Genomic DNA, 13,727 nt, shown 5'->3' on the forward strand with positions numbered 1-13,727 from the left:
GCGCTGCAGACGGCGTGGGTGGTGCGTCTGGCGGCCTTTCTCAGCAGGTGCATGAGTTTGGCAAGAGCATCTCGATCGGATTCAGGTCTGGCGAGCATTTCGGCAGGAAGAAGAGCTTGGCGCCGGCTTCGTTGACGGCGTGCCGGACGGCCTTGCCCCTCGTGTGAGACGGAATTGTCGTTGACGAGGATGTCGCCCGGCTTGAGGGTGGGCAAGAGCACCTTCTCGAAGAGAGCCGGAAGCCATTGATCGGCCCGCCGATGAGCATGGGGCGGCGACCCGGTCCACTGCGCCCGCCGACGCGCCACGTCGGACCGATCTTTGCGCGCGCCCGCTGGATGATGACGAACGCTATCGACATCTTCTCGCCGGCGGCGCTCCGAATTGAGCTGGTGCTTTACCACACCCGCAGTCATAAGGAACGCGACGGCCTTTCCGCTCATTGATTGCTTTTCGATCGAGCCGCCGTCATGCCCTCCACCTCGATACGCAAAACAGAATACGATCCGGACAGAAAATCCTCTCGGTGTGGTTCGTGGCCAGCGGCAAACTGAACGAGTCTGAGGGCGTACCGCCGGAAACCTTTGCCGAATTCAAAGCCGCTTTCGCCAAAGTGCGCTGCTTTAACGACCACATCCGAAACCATCCGGTACCGTCTGGTTGCGAGCGATAGCGGCCCAGGATGATCCGACCTGCCGGGACCGAATTTGTCCTTGTCGCTCCAACCGTCGGTTGGTGGACGCATTGCCGGTGATGCGCCTAAGGTTCCCGGACGGTCCGCGCGCACCGGGCAAGCCCACCCCCGCATCCCCCCTGCCTGGTGCAAAGGCGCTCGATCGGTCCCGCCGTCCTGGCATGTGCGGCGGGACTTTTTGCGATCGACCTTGGAACACCGCCTCGCGGTGAAGGCCAGCAACTTCCCCTCACACGATTGCTGCCAGCTCGGTGTCCCCGAAGCCGGCGTCCCCTGGGGGACACGGGCCTTTTATTTTCAGCCTGCTTTGTCGCAGTGGCGCTAAGTACGACCAGCTCCTGGTACCTCGTCCAAGAGATTTGGACCGTTGCCGGCGGGCATCTGCCCGTCGGGCGTAAGCTTGTCTACCGCCTCGGGCAATTCTCTTGTGAGCCGGTCGACGAGTTCTTCATGGGACAATCCGGTTTGCTCAGCCAAATCGCTCAACGTTTGCGGGTCAATTGCTTTCTCAACCTGATCGCGCTGAACGGGCCGGTTGGATCCTTTTCCTATCCAAGAATCTACCTGATCGCCCGCACCCGCATTTCTGAGACGGTCCAGGATGTCGCCGAGGCCGCCAGGGGAGCCAGCGCTAGTGTTGGGATCTGTCGATTTCCTACCAGCGATCAACTCGCCAATCTTGTCCTTATTCTTGTAGGCAAGCAGGCCCAGCAACGCTATGGCGACCTTTCCTATATCAAGGCTCATTTCGCATCTCCTTCTATGAGGATGGGACAAGGCAGGCGGCTTGGAAAGGTTCCACGGTTGTGCTGCTGGGCCGATATTCGGTTTGATTTTAGCCGGACGATTGCGGCTTCTCGGCTCGTTTCTGGCTAGACTTCAGCATCCGTGCCTCCGCAAAGTCTACGCAACGCTTCGCTGCTGGACTTCTGGCATCAGGATTAGGGTGACACCGGCCATGCCGCGCATGATCCTTCGGCGAAGCCGCCTAGGCTTACCGCAAAGCAGAGTTGAGTTGTCGCAACGCCCCCTGGGCGGCCGATAGCCTGTGCTTTTCGAAGATTGCTAGCTTCTGCTGATAAGTGATCCGCACCTTGGCGTTGCACCCGTGGCATCTGAAGTGCGCGATCGCTCTTAGTGCAGAGCCTTTCCTTACTGCCGGATGCGAGCAATCCGGACAATTGAATGTGAGCGCAACATTAGACAAGTCTTTGGCTAAACCCATTTTCATCCCCTTCGCAAGGAGGTGTTGACACCCTCAGTCCTTTGCCTCGTCACGGTCTTGCATGGAGCCATCGATTTCAACTACCGGGTTAGAAAGCCCGGCGCAGTTGCCGGTCGGCCATTTCTTTGGCGAGGCCCACCAGGGCATCGACCTCTTGCAGCTGGTCCAGGTGACCGCCATCGGCGACGCCCTTCGGATCCTCATCAATTGGACAGAGGTTCATCGCAAAGTTTCGGCAATAGACGGTTTCTTGACCACGCCTGCATCTCCAGCATCTCAACCCTCAAGACGAGCAAGCGCTCCGGCCGAAGTATGTTGAGGCAAAGTCGACATTCAACCGTGAACACGCCGTGCTGCCTCAAAGGTGCCCTGCAATGGGTCAATACGTCTGGCATCGCAATTGCATGGTCAGGTGTGGGGGAATGGGGTGGAGGCCCGTCGCTTCGCAAATGCAGCGGCGGGTCTTCTACATACAGGTCGGTCGCGGCCTACGCGCTGCCGTTCGTCTCGCTTTCCTCATCAGTCGCTCGGACTGGCAGATAACGTTGGTTTCGAGCCACTCGCGCAGCACAACCTGAATGAGGTCCAACCGTCCAATATTTATTTCTCCGCGATGGAGTTGAGAGCGTCCTCGTCGCGGGCTCCAGCGGCACGCCGGAGACGTTTCTAAGCATCAATGCAGCGCACGCAGGATGACTTGCAGATCGGCGCACGATATATCTGCGACGCGACCGGGGGCGCTTTCAAGCTCTTCGGCAGCAGATAGGCGGGTCGTTCAGAGGGCCGCGCAGCGCCCGCGCCAGCGCCCACCACGACGTGCGGAAGTCTCTTCCCCGCGCTTATGGGACAGCGGCCGCGGAAACGCTCGGTGGTGAGGCTCTATAGTCGCGATTTCGCTCACCGGTTGCATCCCGGCCTCGAACGTTATTATTGACCCTAGCGTTCCCGGGGGGAGGTGGATGAGTATCATCCAAAGGGTCGGTCCAGTTCTAGAACAGGCGATTGCCGCAATCGTCAACAGGGCGGACCGGGGGGACACCGTCTCCGTCAAAGTCGCATTATACCACGTTCGGCAGTCTGCGCCTGATTTGACAGTATGCGACGACCATCTAACCGAGGCTATCCTCGAAGTCGCCGCGGCCCTTGACCTGTTCGTGGCTTTCGATAATCGCGAGTAGCCGATCCATCGAGCGCGAGCCAGTGGCGGTTTGAGAGGAACGGCCCGACAGCCAATCGGGGTTACCATCGGCCGCCGGGCCTAACTAGCGGGCAATTGGGTCGTTCGCCGGCTGGGCGAGTTATAGGCCATCTCTTGCATCATTGCTAATTTAGTAAGCTGATTATGTTTCGTTGCCCCTGGCCGCCGGATCTCACGATCCAGACTCGGGTTCCGTGCGTAGGTGGGCAGGCGCCGGCACCGGCCGGCTGGAGTTCATTGAGCCTTGATGCCGACCCCGGTCGAGAAGCCGCCCGAGGGCGACGCCTGGATTCACGAGGTGGAGTTCGACGGCTACGGGGGGCCTGTCTGCCGGTAGATCAGCATTTAGGTCGGCGTCGACCAGAAGCTTGGAAACCGTGTTGATCGACACGCCGGCAACGCGGGACCTTTGCTAGATCATTGCCTATTTCTGCGCGACCCGACAGATTTCACCCGAGCATGCCCTGTGTCACGTAACAGGGCAACATGACCCATCCATTGCTGTGCGCCTGTGTTCGGTTATACCTAGGAGTGAACTCAGCTGATCTGACATATTATCGATGGCAAACACCGCGAATCCACTTGATGAGAATTCCGACGAGCATCGGCGCGAGCGCCGCCAACGTGTGCTAAAGGGCGGGACGATCATCACCGGGATCCAGAATTCCGAGATCAGCTGCACCTTGCGCAATCAGCATCAGGGGGGCGCCGAGCTGAAGGTCGCGCCCGAAGCCCGGGTTCCCGATCGCTTCTTGCTCTACGTGTCGGTCGATGGAGTTGCCTATCGATCGGAGGTTCGCTGGCGTCGCAACGACCGCATCGGCGTCAAATTCACCGGCACCGAGCCGAAACCGAAACTTCACTACGGCTGACCGACCGCAAGATGAAGTCAGAACTTTTCTGGCACTCGCCAATTATTTTTCATGTGCCAAACAGCACAAGTTGCACCGCCCATTCTCTCCGAGGACAGCCCGGACAGGGACGTGAACTGCGCAGTCGTCCTTGAAACCGCTTTCACGGCTCTTGTGTCCTCTTGCATCGAGCAAGGCTGGACGGCTGAAGAGACTGCCACCGCATTTTTCAACTTCGCCAAGAAACACCTTGAACAGCTCAAGGCGACGACATCGACTTAAGTTCGCGTAGCTGTGCGCTGTTTTGACATTTCGATATCGCGGTGTCGGATTATTTGCATGCAAACGAGTTTTGCGACGCTATCCTCCCCATCCTCAACGCAAGATTCTGGGAGGAATGTATGGCTCCGCATGAGCGACATGCCGTTGAAATCGTCAGAGACAAAGAGTGGTCGGTTCGCGTGACGGTCAATGGCACCACGACCACCGTCCCTTTTACATCTGAGAGCTACGCGCGCTCGTTTGCAGATGGTCAGGCGTTCCGGCTGGGCGTTCAGGTGGCGGAGCTTAAGAAGGCAGCCTAGCTGCGCGGTTGGCCCAAAGCAGCACGACCCAAACCACACACCCAGGGCGACGCGACCCGGCACAATATACTCGTCAAACGCCCCTTCAAGTTCGCTCGTGCAGGCGATATCGCCCGGCTGGACAACAGCTTCCCGGTCTGGAACCGCGCGCCAAGCCTGACCTACTCGATCCTCGCGCGCGAGGAACTGATGACCGGCACCGCGCGCGCGGGCCCCTTGTGCCCGGCTGGGCGCGCGACGGCAGCGGAGGCCCGCCGCGCGTCAATGCGCGGGCGAGACCATCGCCACCAATGGCCTGTTCAAGAAGGCCTACGCGTCACGGCGCTGCCTGGTGCCGATCGACGGTTATTTCGAATGGCGTAAGCTCGACCCGTCCGACAAGAAGAAGCAGCCCTATGCCATCGCCATGAGGTCGGGCGAGCCGTTCGCGCTTGCCGGCATCTGGGAAGAGTATGGCGACAGGGCAACGGGCGAGCTGGTCCGCACCTCCTGCATCGTCGCCTGCGAGCCGAACTCCCTGATGGCGACCATCCAGACCGCAAGCCGGTCATCCTGGCGCCGGCCGACTATATGCGCTGGCTCGGCCCTGAACAGGATCCTCGCGACCTGTTGAAGGCCTACCCTCCGATGTGGCCGATCGACAGCAAGGTCGGCAGCCCGCGCAACAACACTCCCGACATCATCGACGAGATCGGCGTCGGGCCAAAAGACCTGTTCGACGTCTAGTCACAGGAAGCGCTCACCCTCGTCGCGATGTTCAAACAGAACCAATGAGGCGGCTGCCTCGGCTTGGCGAACCCCCATCCTGCATCCTTACCGCAGTTGGGATGCTCGCACCCGTGGCGCTGAATGCAGGGGCGCGTTTGACGATAGCAGAACGAAGTGGCTGGCGCCCGATTCACTAACCGCGCGGTTTGGCCTTCGGTTCTGGCGAGCTTTCCGACGGGTTTGCAGCCAAATTTGCAGTTCGCCGATCTTTTAGCCACAGCGACCTTCTTCTTGCCAGTAAATCGTGGCGATCGTCTTCAGCGGTCGCTCGGCTCTGCGTCGCAGCAATGGCATAGTCGGCTCTGTTGGTTCGATAGTCTTCTTGTTTTTGCACAGTCATCGTTTGCTCCCAGTTCGTGCCCCTCTTTTGCCCTGCCGGGGAGATTAACTGCCGGCGCATTCCGCGAGTCAATCGATTAAATGATGCACTCTGCAGTCGCGCCTACATCTCAGGGTTTTCGATGAGTGCCGGCTTAGCCGTCGGGCAGGTTTGGGGGCGGGCGAAGGGGATGTCTTGAGCCTCACGCAGGCCCCACCTCCGTTCTCCGGGACGAACACCACCCCAGGGCGTTCCAGGGCCTCCAAGTTTCGAACCGTCGATAATATGTCTCGGCGCCGCCGCGCGATAGCGAACGAGACGGCGCGATCCTCATCGTGGGCTTCGTGCCGCCAGCTAGCCGGATCCCCTCGGTGCGGTCGCGATCACTCTTCCGAATCTTGACGGCTCCGGCGTCGAATTTAAAGCTCGTCTGCCCCTCCATCTTCGATCCAGCAAAGTCGATGCGGCGAACACCTATCACCAAGGATGGCGACGCGTCCTGAAGCGTGCAGGTGTCCCGCATATCGGGACGCACGGCGCGCCTCGACGGACATTGCCAATTCGCGGCCTGCCGTTGAGGATCGGAGCCCAACTTCCTTTTCGAGCCGAAACGCGTTGCGTTTCACGAGCAGCGTCGATGCTTCGCTGCGATCCTGGAGTTCGCCTTTGATAGCGCTAATCCAGCTGGTAAACCCCTCGCGGGGGTGGTCAGTCCCGCGTCCGCTTGTTAGGCTGCCCTGTTGAACCGTCTCGGGGTCACGAACTGGCTCCGTCAATGAATGACCCTTGTCCGTCTTACGGAATTTCATCGTCGCGGCTTTGTACGCCTTCCTTGTTGTCGCCGCTTCCGCGGCGCGGCTGTGCTGAAATTGGTGGTGCTTGTCTGGTGCGGGCTTCTGTATAGACCTAGCGCTTTGCGGTACCCCTCGTTCAAGGCTGGTCGTTGCCATGCTTAAGCCGCTACCTGATCAGGATGTCGCCGACGAGGCGCTGACGTCTTCGATCCTGGACACGACCATTCGACGCTGCAGCCGACCTGGTGCGGGCGTTGGATGACCACAAAAGGCTATCGGTACTTCTTGCCGGAGCGCGCCGCACTGAGCTTCTGGGAAGCGGCGGCCGTCAGATCATTCTCGCGTGGAATGACTCGGCTCGGCGATCGGCCCGACATGAAGCTAACAGCTTTTGGCGCCCGCCTCGGAGTTTGTGGACTCCTCGCACCGGCGATAATCATAAGGGCATCGCTGGCTGTGAGCGACGAACATGCCTTCGCCTCGCTACGCGGTGGGCTGCGGCGAGCACGTCGGCCGTGTGTCATGAGACAATTATTGGCGATGCGGTAATGGCGAATTAGTCACGGCAATGGCTGTGACCGGAAGCGCTCGCTTATGCGCTGTGCTGGAATGCACATGAAGTATGCGCGTGCGCGCCGCTTCGTCGATCTCTCGGCCTTCGAGGAAGTCGTCGATCTGATCGTACGTGACACCATATGCATCTTCGTCCGGTCGAAGCGGAACGAGGTTCTCCAGATCGGCGGTCGGGATCTTGTCAATAAGTTCAGACGGAGCGCCCAGATGCGCTGCCAAGGCGCGAACCCTGCGCTTGTTCAACCCGGAAAGCGGAAGAATGTCGGCGGCACCGTCGCCGAACTTGGTGAAGAAGCCCATCAATGCCTCAGCCGCATGGTCGGTGCCGATGACCAGCCCTCGGGTGACACCGGCGAGCGCGAACTGGGCGATCATGCGCTGACGCGCCTTGATGTTACCAAGCAAGAAATCCTCGCGGCCAGCATCACCGAGCTCGAGACCAGCCAGCTTGATCGAATCCAGCATCGCGTCGGCAGCCGGCTTGATGTCGACCCGGTGCACTTCATCCGCCCCTATGGTGTCCAAAGCCCACTGGGCGTCATGTTCGTCCGCCTGGATGCCGTACGGGAGACGAACGGCCAGGAATCTGGCATCGTACCCCATCATTCGCAGTTCCTCGACGGCGCGTTGAGCCAGAAGGGCCGCGGCGAGTGAATCCACTCCGCCGCTGATCCCCAGCACATAGGTACTGAGGCCCGATTCACGCAGATAGGTGCTGAGAAGGTCCATGCGCCGGCGCCCTTCCAGCGCGACATCAAAACTCGGAGTGACGCCCAACGCGTCGATAATCATTTCCTGTTCTGTCATGCCCAGAGGTCCTCCTGATGTCACAACATTTCGTCCAGCCGCGCGGCCAGGAGGTCGGCGGTGGTCACCGTCTCGACCTGCATGCCGTAGCGGCTCTCGTAGATCGCGAGCATGGCATCGTGGGTCGAGTCAGCTCCCGAACATACCGCGTCGGCGACGATGACCACCCGGTAGCCGAGATCGATCGCTCCCATCACAGAGGCGAGCACGCAAACCTCCGTCTCCGCGCCCGACACGATAAGTGAATCAATGCCCGCAGACCGCAGCCGAGCATGCAGTGACCCGTGCCAAGCGGACATGACGGGTTTGTCCTCCAGCAAGGCGGGCGGCACGAACCGCGCCAGTTCTGGAACAAGATCGATCAGCTGAGGATCAAGCCGATCGCGGGTCATTGTCTCCCACTTTTGATAGTACCGTCGCCAGGCGCCGCCGACGTCATCGGGAGATTGAGGGGGAATAAACCGGGTGAAGATCGTCCGCGCCGGGTCAAGTTCGACGAGGGCGACGACATTGGGCAATACACGCTCCATCCACGGCGTGTGCCATTCCGTCGCCTCGGCAAACATCCGTTGCATGTCGACACAGAGGTGAACCCAGCGCTCACGAAGCGGTCCAAACCTCAGGCCTTCGTCTAATTTCGTCAAGGCCGGACCGCTTCCCTGATAATGCTCTGCGCCTCGGACTTGTCCAGATGACCCACGATCTTCGCTGCCTTGCCAACGGCGGCTTGGCAGGCGACGAAAAAGTCCTCAACGTCATTGACCTTGTCCGGTGGCATGTCGACGAATTCATATGGTGGATCATCCTGGTGCAGCAGGAGCGGCACTGCCATCAGGCGGTTGTTGCGTTTAGCGGGTCCCACGCTCGACTTCTGCGTCGCGGTCCCCCCGAGGACGCGGCACCGCAGCAGTGAGCCTATCGCTAGATCGGCATCCGTCGGCAGCAACACATCCGGTGGATCGCCTTCGTCAGCTTGCGTCGGATGGAGGAAGCGGAACGAAAATGGGAACGCGAAATCCAAAGTGAGCAGTTTCTTGGCTCGCAACACTCCCGTCTCAGCATCGTGGGCGTTCTGCGTCCGGCTTTCTTGGGGCGTCTCAACCGCAAAGTTGTAGCCGCCGGCCGCGTAGAGAGAGATATTGTCGATTGACTCGTTCATTTCGGGATAATCCGGTTCGACCATCTCGTGTTCCTCGTGGTTCAATTGAGCTCGATCCAGGCCGGCGCATGGTCGCTTGGCTTCTCCCACCCGCGAAGCTCGACATCCACGCCGGCATTACGCAGCCGGTCGGAAAGAGAGGGGCTCACCAAGAGATGGTCCATGCGCAGGCCGGAACTCCGATCGTAGCCGCCCCGGTAGGAGAAATTCCAATATGTGTAGATGCCCTTCTCCGGATGGATGCGCCGGACGGCATCGATCCAGCCACCTTCGAGCATTTTGGCATAGGCCTGCCGGCTTTCCGGGAAATAGACCGCATCGCCCAGCCATCGCCTCGGCACCACGGCGTCGATCGGGGTTGGAACGACGTTATAGTCGCCGCAAAGAACGCTTGGTGCCCCAACTTCAAGCAAATGCTGGCCGTAGCTGATGAGACGATCGAACCAGCGCAGCTTGTAGTCGAACTTTAGGCCAGGCGCTGGATTGCCATTGGGCAGGTAGAGACAGCCCACGACGACCCCATCCACCTCGGCCTCGATATAGCGGCTGTGCGTATCGTCAGGATCGCCAGGCAGGCCGCGTCGGCGTTCCACCGGCTCGATTCCGCGAGCGAGGATTGCCACACCGTTATAGGATTTCTGACCGTGCCAGATGGCACCGTAACCCGCCTCTCTGATCGCATCGGCAGGGAACTTCGCGTCGGACGTTTTCAGTTCCTGAAGGCAAACGATGTCGCAGTCGGTTTCGCGCAACCACTTCAGGAGCACAGGCAGCCGGCCGTTGACGCCGTTCACATTGAAGGTGGCGATGCGGGTCATGTGCATGCCCCCTCATGAGATACTGGCGGCAACTGGCGCGCAGGGCGGCGTGACCTATCCCGCTGCGCTGAACCCCCAGCTCTTGGTATCGCCAACTTCGCCGGCATCCTGTGCGGCCGAGGCTCACTTCTTTGCTCAGCTCGTCTTCGACCTTCTTGCGACTGTTGCCGACCGACTTCACCGCCGATTTGACGTCAGCTTTGCTGGCGCCGGTTTTGCCCGCCTCGTACTTCATTTCATGATCCTGCCCACCAGCGACCCTGGCACGGTCCTGATTGCGTCCACGTGTTGTTCCAGTGTTTGCCATTTCTTCCTCCGAGGATTACCGTTCCAGTCCCAACAACGCAGCCGGACTCTTCCGGTTCAATCCTTCGACGCGCGGGCCATGGAACCGAATCCAGGCAGGGTTTGTTGAATCAGCCCATATATTCGAGGCCCTCAGTCGACCAGGCGCTCACCGACGACGACCCCGAGCTCGCCGCCAGCCTGGTCGACTTGGCCGACCAGCTGCACACCCCCTGCCCGCCAGCCTGCGCGACGCGTCGCGGCGGCGCAGGCCACCGACCACGGCCGGGTCGCCAGGGATACCTGGCACGGCGCCGCCACCGGCGACGCGACAACCCCCGCTGGCCTGGCTGGCGCCCTGGTCACGGATGCGCCCGGCATCGGCGACGTGCGCGACCTGATTCACGAAGGCCGCGCCTATCTCGACGGCGCCGCCTATGATCCGGTCATCCTCGGCCTCGCCGCCATCGGGCTCACCATCACGGTCGCCACGGTGACCACCCTCGGCGCCACCACGCCGGCACGCGTCGGCGCCACGGTTCTCAAGGCGCCAGCAAGGGCGGCCGGCTGTCGAAGCCGCTGCGCGGCGAATTGGTGCGGCTCGCCGGCGACGCCGTCGATGGCGAGGCGCTGCGCGCCACGGTGACCCTCGCCACGGCCGGCGATCTCGCCGCCGCCCGCGCCACGCTCAAGGGCGTGCTGCGCCCTGCCCCGTTGGCCACCCTGCGCACCGCCGCCGCCGACCTCGGCATCGTCGCCAAGGCGCAAGGCTGCCGCGTCACGGCGGATGTTCTGAAGCTGTCGACATCCACGGCGGACATGGGCCGGTTCACGCGCCTGTCGGCGCGGTTTGGCAACGGGTTCCGGGACCTCCTCGCCGCGCTCGGCGCATTGGCGCTGACGCTCGCCGGCCTGACCGTCACGCTCACCAGTTAGCTGGCTGGCCTCGGCCGTGCTGTGGGTGCTGGCCCTGCTCTACTTCAGCTGGCGGCTCCTGCGCCGGCCGTGGCGGTGAGCTACCCCGTGGGCGGCTGTCTGGCCCCACACTCCCGAGGATATTGTTAGGACGGTTAGGATCAGGTTTTCGGAGGTGTCATGGCGCGGAGACGGGCCGGCAGGCGGGCGATCGGCTCGCCGATCGGCACGCCCGGCCGGGGGTCGCTAAGGCTGGCACGCTGCATGGCCTCAACGAGACGGGTGTGGATCCGCATCGTCGACGCTCGAGCCGGCTTCAGCGGCCGGCACCTGACCACGTGCGCTGTCAGTCGGCTTCGCCGGCATGGTACAGGGCCTCGTAGTCGCGGCCGCCGTAAAACACGTTGGTGATCTCGACGCTGTCGGTCAAGCGATAGGCAATGATGGCCGTAGGTTCGAACGGAAGGGTGCGCAGCCCCGGCTCCAGGTCATCGCGCGGCCGGCCGCCGTTCGGCGCGTCACCGATTTTGCGGCAGCGCGCCATTATCCGCTGCACATAGCCAGCCGCCACGGCATCGCTCTGGCTGGCCTCGGCAATGACGCGGTAAACCCCCTGCAGGTCGGCAAGGGCCTGCGGCCGGTGCGTTAGCGCGCCGCACCGCGCGGCGCTTTGCTCTCGCTGGCATGAAGCGGGCCATTTCCGCTTCCGCTTCGTCTGCCGTCAGGCTAGGGCGCGGGTCATCAATGGACGCCCGGATGCGGGCCCGCAGCACCTCGTTCACGGCCTGCTCCTCGCGATCGAGGGCGCAAAACGCCACGCGTATGACTTCACTGGCGGAGTCGTAGGCGCCCGACGCCAGCCGCACGTCAACGCTCTGCTGCTGCTTGCCGAGGGTCACGGTGATGGGTTTGCTGGTTCTCATAGTCTGCCCTTTCCTTCCTCCCCCTAAAGCACATGGCATGACAGTGTCATCGCCCGACCGAAGAGTCCGTGTGTTGCGGCCGCCCTAACGCCGGATGTGAGCGCCGCATCTATCGCTCGCGACTTCGCCTGCTACGCTCCCGACTGCGGGCTTTTCGACGGGCAACTCTAAGTTCGGCAAGCGTCGGCCTCCACCAGCCCCTGAAGCGTTCGGTTGGCCCGGCGGCAACCCGAGCGGGCCATGCGCTCACAAGCTCGGCCAGCGTAGCCGAACGCCACCTGCCCCAAACGAAGTCGCCGTTCGGAGGCATTGCGTGGGGATAGAAGGCGGCTGCGTCGGATAGCTCAACCAGTTCACCGGAAATTTCATCGAAGACGACAATCCCGTACTGCTCGGTTGCGACTGCGCGGCCCAGGGTAGGTAGATCTTGAGCTGGCAACGGATAGCGATGACGCCGGCGTTCAGCAGCCCGCTTTTGTGCGGCTTTATATGCTTCGGTGTTCCTGGCGGCCGCACGTCGCCGTTTCCTTTCCTCCGGTTCGGCATGCTGCGCAGCCTTTTCGATGCTTGGCCATCGGCGCCGGAGCTCTTCATATGAGCGGAATGGAACTTTCCAGGCCCGCAACTCATCGTCCCAACTCGCCCACGGAACGGCGCGCAATTCTTCAAGCACTGTCCTCGAATACGGCGTGCGAATGCGTAGGTCCTCCACGATCTCCAGATACCGACTCGAAATAGGGTCGAAGGCGAAGGCATCGCGTCCCTTGCTATCGTCATGGGGCGCCCGTAACGCTGCCTCCTGCGCCAGCCAGCGATCGATCCGCCGAGCTGCCGTCTTGCCGGGTACGAACCAGCTCCTGCGCTCGTCGCTCCATCTGGCACGCGGAAAAGCTTGCTGAAACCGCTCGACCGCCATTCGATCGAACGAAAAGCGGGCTTCAGCACCACGTGCCTCCTGTTTCTGTGGCGCGGGACGAGCGTCGGATTCCGTCATAGTGCATCGATCGAGTTCGCTGCACGGAACGCGGCGCCGGCCCAAAAAGTTCACCAGTCTGACAGGCTCCGCGGAATATGGCGCCTGAACTGATGTCCAATGCTCAAGGTCCGCGCAGTGAAACTTTCCCCACGCTCGCAGTTAAGGAGAGCCGAGAGGATGAACGATGTCTAAACCAGATGGGAGAGCGGCTTGCGGCCGTGCGGCCATAAAAGCTCGTTCGCGGCATAAAAGGCAGGACGCGGAAGTGAAACATGTCGCCGAGACGCACGATCTGTCGCCAGCCCAGGCGCGAGAATTGGTGCGTCGGTATGGAAACGACTGGCGAAAGATTGGCGAGGAGCCAAGCCCTACAAAGACGACTGACAACTCCCCCATTGCCGGCATAATGCAAGGATCAACATCTGAGCCTTCCATGCTCAAATCGCCAAGGGTTGTTGAGAACCTCGGATGACCCGCATCGCAACCTTCAACTTGAACGCCGTGAACGGTCGCCTTGTAGATGATCGAAGCCTTGGTAGCGAAGCGAATGCCTGCCGTGCTGCGCGGCGAAGACCAATCGGGCAAACCCACTCATCGACCAAACGGGCATACTGTCTTGTGCTCATGTGGGCTGAATGATCGATTCTACACGGAAATGCGTAGTCGTCGATCGTCCCGCTACGCCGTCCGAGCCACGCAAACAAGCTCGCGCCCGCATCCGCCATCAGTTCGATTGTGAGCGTGACGAGCACCCCATCTTGCCTGAGGGCTATGCACTGGGGAGATTTGCCGCCTGATTTGCGGCAGCGAGGAGCGCAGGCGCATGGAGTGGGAGGAC

At 61.3% G+C, this 13,727-nt stretch carries 15 protein-coding genes and 4 pseudogenes; 6 read left to right on the top strand and 13 right to left on the bottom strand.

The features are described 5' to 3' along the window. Positions 1 to 40: 40 nt before the first annotated feature. Positions 41 to 361 (bottom strand): transposase, encoded by a 321-nt coding sequence (locus NKJ94_RS31005; RefSeq protein ID WP_352530771.1) that lies wholly within the window; start codon positions 359 to 361, stop codon positions 41 to 43. 174 nt (positions 362 to 535) lie between these two features. On the opposite strand from NKJ94_RS31005, the gene NKJ94_RS31010 reads away from it, so the two are divergent. Further along, entirely contained in the window at positions 536 to 673 is a 138-nt protein-coding gene (locus tag NKJ94_RS31010) for a hypothetical protein (RefSeq protein WP_352530773.1), read from the top strand. 342 nt (positions 674 to 1,015) lie between these two features. Here the strand turns inward: NKJ94_RS31010 and NKJ94_RS31015 are convergent, their stop codons facing one another. Both NKJ94_RS31015 and NKJ94_RS31020 read right to left on the bottom strand, forming a co-directional pair. After that, positions 1,016 to 1,441: a YidB family protein gene (locus tag NKJ94_RS31015; protein WP_352530775.1), complete on the bottom strand. Its 426-nt coding sequence runs from the start codon at positions 1,439 to 1,441 to the stop codon at positions 1,016 to 1,018. 566 nt (positions 1,442 to 2,007) lie between these two features. Then, positions 2,008 to 2,142 carry a hypothetical protein gene (locus NKJ94_RS31020; protein ID WP_352530777.1) on the bottom strand — a complete coding sequence of 45 codons (135 nt, stop codon included), beginning with the start codon at positions 2,140 to 2,142 and terminating at the stop codon, positions 2,008 to 2,010. Between the two features lie 1,535 nt (positions 2,143 to 3,677). On the opposite strand from NKJ94_RS31020, the gene NKJ94_RS31025 reads away from it, so the two are divergent. From NKJ94_RS31025 to NKJ94_RS37650, 3 genes and pseudogenes are all read left to right on the top strand, one after another. Further along, positions 3,678 to 3,989, top strand: a complete 312-nt coding sequence (locus NKJ94_RS31025; RefSeq protein ID WP_352530779.1) for a PilZ domain-containing protein — start codon at positions 3,678 to 3,680, stop codon at positions 3,987 to 3,989. A gap of 380 nt (positions 3,990 to 4,369) precedes the next feature. Continuing rightward, positions 4,370 to 4,552 carry a hypothetical protein gene (locus NKJ94_RS31030; protein ID WP_352530781.1) on the top strand — a complete coding sequence of 61 codons (183 nt, stop codon included), beginning with the start codon at positions 4,370 to 4,372 and terminating at the stop codon, positions 4,550 to 4,552. 66 nt (positions 4,553 to 4,618) lie between these two features. After that, positions 4,619 to 5,278: pseudogene (locus NKJ94_RS37650) on the top strand (SOS response-associated peptidase). Between the two features lie 175 nt (positions 5,279 to 5,453). Here NKJ94_RS37650 and NKJ94_RS31040 read toward each other — a convergent pair. The 6 genes and pseudogenes from NKJ94_RS31040 to NKJ94_RS31065 all read right to left on the bottom strand — a co-directional run. Beyond that, a complete protein-coding gene (locus NKJ94_RS31040; RefSeq protein WP_352530783.1) occupies positions 5,454 to 5,660 on the bottom strand; it encodes a hypothetical protein in 207 nt (68 codons plus the stop codon). Between the two features lie 1,304 nt (positions 5,661 to 6,964). Next, a complete protein-coding gene (nadE, locus tag NKJ94_RS31045; protein ID WP_352530785.1) occupies positions 6,965 to 7,813 on the bottom strand; it encodes an NAD(+) synthase in 849 nt (282 codons plus the stop codon). A 20-nt stretch (positions 7,814 to 7,833) separates the two neighbouring features. Then, on the bottom strand, positions 7,834 to 8,457 hold the full coding sequence (locus NKJ94_RS31050) for a cysteine hydrolase family protein (protein ID WP_352530787.1): 624 nt from the start codon (positions 8,455 to 8,457) through the stop codon (positions 7,834 to 7,836). Beyond that, entirely contained in the window at positions 8,454 to 8,996 is a 543-nt protein-coding gene (locus NKJ94_RS31055) for an inorganic diphosphatase (RefSeq protein WP_352530789.1), read from the bottom strand. Before NKJ94_RS31055 ends, NKJ94_RS31050 begins: the two co-directional genes overlap by 4 nt. 17 nt (positions 8,997 to 9,013) lie before the next feature. After that, positions 9,014 to 9,790: an exodeoxyribonuclease III gene (gene xth, locus NKJ94_RS31060; protein WP_352530791.1), complete on the bottom strand. Its 777-nt coding sequence runs from the start codon at positions 9,788 to 9,790 to the stop codon at positions 9,014 to 9,016. A gap of 130 nt (positions 9,791 to 9,920) precedes the next feature. After that, a pseudogene (locus NKJ94_RS31065) lies at positions 9,921 to 10,097 on the bottom strand (DUF3606 domain-containing protein); the annotation flags it as partial. 366 nt (positions 10,098 to 10,463) lie between these two features. On the opposite strand from NKJ94_RS31065, the gene NKJ94_RS31070 reads away from it, so the two are divergent. Both NKJ94_RS31070 and NKJ94_RS31075 read left to right on the top strand, forming a co-directional pair. After that, positions 10,464 to 10,721, top strand: a complete 258-nt coding sequence (locus NKJ94_RS31070; protein WP_352530793.1) for a hypothetical protein — start codon at positions 10,464 to 10,466, stop codon at positions 10,719 to 10,721. Continuing rightward, entirely contained in the window at positions 10,670 to 11,011 is a 342-nt protein-coding gene (locus NKJ94_RS31075; protein ID WP_352530795.1) for a hypothetical protein, read from the top strand. Before NKJ94_RS31070 ends, NKJ94_RS31075 begins: the two co-directional genes overlap by 52 nt. Positions 11,012 to 11,336: 325 nt before the next feature. Here the strand turns inward: NKJ94_RS31075 and NKJ94_RS31080 are convergent. From NKJ94_RS31080 to NKJ94_RS31095, 4 genes and pseudogenes are all read right to left on the bottom strand, one after another. Further along, positions 11,337 to 11,618: pseudogene (locus tag NKJ94_RS31080) on the bottom strand (type II toxin-antitoxin system RelE/ParE family toxin); the annotation flags it as partial. After that, positions 11,509 to 11,952: a ribbon-helix-helix domain-containing protein gene (locus tag NKJ94_RS31085; protein ID WP_352530797.1), complete on the bottom strand. Its 444-nt coding sequence runs from the start codon at positions 11,950 to 11,952 to the stop codon at positions 11,509 to 11,511. The gene NKJ94_RS31085 and the pseudogene NKJ94_RS31080, both read right to left, overlap by 110 nt. Positions 11,953 to 12,022: 70 nt before the next feature. Next, the gene (locus tag NKJ94_RS31090; protein WP_352530799.1) at positions 12,023 to 12,907 is read right to left on the bottom strand and encodes a hypothetical protein; all 885 of its coding nucleotides are present in this window, start codon (positions 12,905 to 12,907) and stop codon (positions 12,023 to 12,025) included. A 489-nt stretch (positions 12,908 to 13,396) separates the two neighbouring features. Further along, a pseudogene (locus tag NKJ94_RS31095) lies at positions 13,397 to 13,605 on the bottom strand (site-specific integrase); the annotation flags it as partial. Between the last annotated feature and the right edge of the window lie 122 nt (positions 13,606 to 13,727).

The organism is Mesorhizobium sp. M0060 (assembly GCF_040323155.1).
Taxonomy (GTDB): domain Bacteria; phylum Pseudomonadota; class Alphaproteobacteria; order Rhizobiales; family Rhizobiaceae; genus Mesorhizobium.

Excerpts from the sequence above, each read along its gene's own strand:
- NKJ94_RS31090 (WP_352530799.1), bottom strand. The coding sequence starts at position 12,907 with ATGACGGAATCCGACGCTCGTCCCGCGCCACAGAAACAGGAGGCACGT.
- xth (WP_352530791.1), bottom strand. The coding sequence starts at position 9,790 with ATGACCCGCATCGCCACCTTCAATGTGAACGGCGTCAACGGCCGGCTG.
- NKJ94_RS31055 (WP_352530789.1), bottom strand. The coding sequence starts at position 8,996 with ATGGTCGAACCGGATTATCCCGAAATGAACGAGTCAATCGACAATATC.
- NKJ94_RS31015 (WP_352530775.1), bottom strand. The coding sequence starts at position 1,441 with ATGAGCCTTGATATAGGAAAGGTCGCCATAGCGTTGCTGGGCCTGCTT.
- NKJ94_RS31005 (WP_352530771.1), bottom strand. The coding sequence starts at position 361 with ATGTCGATAGCGTTCGTCATCATCCAGCGGGCGCGCGCAAAGATCGGT.
- NKJ94_RS31020 (WP_352530777.1), bottom strand. The coding sequence starts at position 2,142 with ATGAACCTCTGTCCAATTGATGAGGATCCGAAGGGCGTCGCCGATGGC.
- NKJ94_RS31085 (WP_352530797.1), bottom strand. The coding sequence starts at position 11,952 with ATGCCATGTGCTTTAGGGGGAGGAAGGAAAGGGCAGACTATGAGAACC.
- NKJ94_RS31025 (WP_352530779.1), top strand. The coding sequence starts at position 3,678 with ATGGCAAACACCGCGAATCCACTTGATGAGAATTCCGACGAGCATCGG.
- NKJ94_RS31040 (WP_352530783.1), bottom strand. The coding sequence starts at position 5,660 with ATGACTGTGCAAAAACAAGAAGACTATCGAACCAACAGAGCCGACTAT.
- nadE (WP_352530785.1), bottom strand. The coding sequence starts at position 7,813 with ATGACAGAACAGGAAATGATTATCGACGCGTTGGGCGTCACTCCGAGT.
- NKJ94_RS31030 (WP_352530781.1), top strand. The coding sequence starts at position 4,370 with ATGGCTCCGCATGAGCGACATGCCGTTGAAATCGTCAGAGACAAAGAG.